Origin of the sequence: Neoroseomonas rubea (assembly GCF_016106015.1) — a bacterium.
GTDB classification, from domain to species: Bacteria; Pseudomonadota; Alphaproteobacteria; order Acetobacterales; family Acetobacteraceae; genus Neoroseomonas; species Neoroseomonas rubea.
In genome coordinates, this window is the sequence record NZ_JACADQ010000429.1 from 1 (window position 1) to 2,960 (window position 2,960).

The 2,960-nt window shown below is 72.1% G+C and carries 3 protein-coding genes and 1 pseudogene; 2 read left to right on the plus strand and 2 right to left on the minus strand.

Annotated features, from left to right (window positions below; translation table 11 throughout):
• Positions 1-237: pseudogene (locus tag HW577_RS23125) on the minus strand (hypothetical protein); the annotation flags it as partial.
• Positions 238-321: 84 nt separating this feature from the next.
• Here HW577_RS23125 and HW577_RS23130 point away from each other — a divergent pair.
• Positions 322-1,458, plus strand: coding sequence for an alpha/beta hydrolase (locus HW577_RS23130; RefSeq protein WP_198378464.1), 1,137 nt, complete (start codon positions 322-324; stop codon positions 1,456-1,458).
• A 48-nt stretch (positions 1,459-1,506) separates the two neighbouring features.
• Entirely contained in the window at positions 1,507-2,583 is a 1,077-nt protein-coding gene (locus HW577_RS23135; protein WP_198378465.1) for a calcium:cation antiporter, read from the plus strand.
• A 15-nt stretch (positions 2,584-2,598) separates the two neighbouring features.
• Here the strand turns inward: HW577_RS23135 and HW577_RS23140 are convergent.
• A partial coding sequence (locus HW577_RS23140; RefSeq protein ID WP_198378466.1) for an NAD-binding protein occupies positions 2,599-2,960 on the minus strand: 362 nt, incomplete at its 5' end.

The window sequence follows — 2,960 nt, forward strand, 5'->3', positions numbered from 1 at the left end:
GGCGACCAGCGCGGCCAGGCCCGCGAGCAGGATGGCGGGCCGCCCGGCGGCGCTGCCGGCCAGCGCGGTGGCGACCGCGAAGGGCAGCACGGGGCCCTCCGCCGCGCCAGCGATTAGGTCGCGGACCGTCTCGACCTGGGTGAAGTGGCGTTCCTCATGCGGCGGGCCGGGCGGCATGGGCCAGAGGCCGTCGCGGTTCACGGCCTCGGCCGGCGGGGCTTGCGTCGTCGTCTCCATGGAGTCGAGGCTAGCGCATCGCGGCCGGCGCGACAGGCTCGCAACTCGGGGCCGGCGCCGATGCGATGGGATGGGAGAGAAACGATGAAGCGGATCGCACTGGCGGCGCTCGGCGCCGCGCTGCTCGCACCCACGGCCATGGCCCAGCCGGGCCCCGGACCCGGCCCGGGGCCCGGGCGCCACATGGAAGGGCGCGGTCCGCGGGCGGAGGCACCGCCGCTGCGCATCCGGGAGATCTCCTCCTTCCATGTCGGCGGGCGGATCGCGGAACTCTCTGGCCTGCCGGAGCGGGAGATCGTGTTCAGCGCCGGCGCGCCGCCCATGCGCATCAACCCCAACGGCCATTTCCAGGTCGAGCAGATGTACGCGCAGGTGGTGCGGCTGCAGAACCCGCGCGCGCGCTTCCCGATCATCCTCGCCCATGGTGGCGGGCTGACCGGCGTGACCTATGAGACGACGCCCGATGGCCGCCCCGGCTGGCAGATGTTCTTCCTGCGCGCCGGGCACGACGTGGTCGTAACCGATGCGATGGAACGCGGCCGGTCCGGCTGGGCGCGCTTCCCCGAGATCCTGGCGGGCGAGCCGATCTTCCGCACCATGGGCGAAGGGTGGGGCCTGTTCCGCATCGGCCCGCAGGAGGGCTGGAACCTCGATGCGACGCAGCGCCGCGCCTTCCCCGACACGCGCTTTCCCGTCGCGGCCTGGAACCAGTTCATGATGCAGGGCGTGCCGCGCTGGACCACGACCGACCGGCAGATCCAGGCGGCCTACGACGCGCTGGTGCAGCGCATCTGCCCCTGCGTGATGCTGGTGCACAGCCAGGGCGGCAATTTCGGCTTCACCGCGGCGCTGAACGCCCCGGACAAGGTGCGCGCGGTCATCGCGGTGGAACCGTCCGGCGCGCCGCCCGCGACGGCCGATGCGGCGCGCGTGCGCAACATCCCGCACCTGATCGTCTGGGGCGACCACCTGGACGCCACGCCCTTCTGGCAGAATGTCCGCCGCAACATCGACCGCTGGCAGGGCCAGATCCGCGACGCGGGCGGCACGGCGGACGTGCTCGACATGCCGGCGGAAGGCGTTCGCGGCAACAGCCACATGATCATGATGGACACCAACAGCGACGACGTGGCGCGGCGCATCGACGCCTGGATGGAAGGCCGCGGGCTGATGCGCGAACGCCCGCAGCCGCGCCGGCGCGAAGTCGGGCGGGCCGGCTGACGCGCCGATGCGGTTGCGGCGCCGGCCTGGTTCCACTACGCGATGGACATGGCCGGCGCCCCGACGGATCGCATCCCGCTCTACACCATCGCCCTGCCCGTGATCGGCGTCGCGGCGTGGCTCGTCATCGGCAAGGCCGGGCTCGAGCCGCTCGCCCTGCTTCTCGTCGCGGCGCTCCTCGGCAACGTGATCGCCGCCGTCCATCACGCCGAGGTGGTGGCGATCAAGGTCGGCGAACCCTTCGGCGCCATCATCCTGGCACTCGCGGTCACGACCATCGAGGTCGGCATGATCATCGCCCTCATGCTGACGGGGGAACCCAATCCGGCGCTGATGCGGGATTCGGTCCATGCCGTCGTGATGCTGGTGGTGCACGGCCTCGCGGGCCTCTGCATCGTCGTGGGCGCGATCCGGCACAGGGAGAGCGAATTCAGGGTCGAAGGCGCCAACGCCTTCCTCGCGGTGCTGATCCCCATGGCGACGCTCGTGCTGGTGGTGCCGAACTTCGTCGTCTCGGCGCCGGGGCCCTACTACACGCCGCTCCAGCTGACCTTCGTCTCCATCGCCTGCCTCGCGCTATACGGCGCTTTCCTGTTCATCCAGACCAACTGGCACAAGGACTACTTCCTCGCCGGCCGGGACGACGTGGCCGAGGTGGCGCCGCCGAGCGGGCGGATGGCACTCGCCTCCTTCGGGCTGATGTGCGTCTCTCTCTTTTCCGTCGTGGTGCTGGCCAAGTCGCTTTCGCCCGCGCTGCTGGAAGGGGTTGGCGCGGCGGGCGCGCCGATCGCGATCGCCGGCGTCATCGTCGCCGCCGTCGTGCTGCTGCCGGAGACGACCGCGGCCGTGCGCGCGGCCGCGGCGAACCGGCTGCAATCGAGCCTCAACCTCGCGCTCGGCAGCGCCGTCGCCTGCATCGGACTCACGGTGCCGACCGTGGCCGTCGTCGCCTGGTGGATCGGCCAGCCGCTGCAACTCGGCATCTCTCCCGGCGCGACGGTGCTGATGGGCCTCGGCTTCCTCGTCGCGATCATCACCTACGGCACGGGCCGGACCAACGTGCTGTCCGGCATCGTCCACCTGGTGCTGCTCGCGGCCTACATCTTCTATATCTTCGCGCCCTGACCGGCTCGCCGGGCGTCAGGCAGCGGCGCGCTGCGCAACGCGGCCGAGGGCGCGTTCCAGCATACGGTGGGCGATCTCCCTCTCCCCCATCACCGTCAGCGTCGCGCCGAGTCCCTTGAGATGCTCCATCGCCTCCTCCGACCCGGCGCGGGCGAGGATCTCGAGCTCCGGTCGCGCGGCGCGCGCCTGCTCGACCACCTGGCCGGCCTCGAAGGGCTCGGGGATCGCGACGAAGATTCGGCGCGCGGTGGCGAGGTCCGCCTCGGCCAGCACCTCCGGGTCGGCGGCGTTGCCGGCGACGACGCGCGCGCCGTCCCGCCGCGCCGCCTCGGCCGCGTCCTCCGCGGCCTCGATCACCACCACGCGGCGCCCAGCCG

What these genes read in the sequence shown, in the direction of transcription:
- HW577_RS23130 (WP_198378464.1), top strand. Translation starts at nt 322, where the DNA reads ATGAAGCGGATCGCACTGGCGGCGCTCGGCGCCGCGCTGCTCGCACCC.
- HW577_RS23135 (WP_198378465.1), top strand. Translation starts at nt 1,507, where the DNA reads ATGGCCGGCGCCCCGACGGATCGCATCCCGCTCTACACCATCGCCCTG.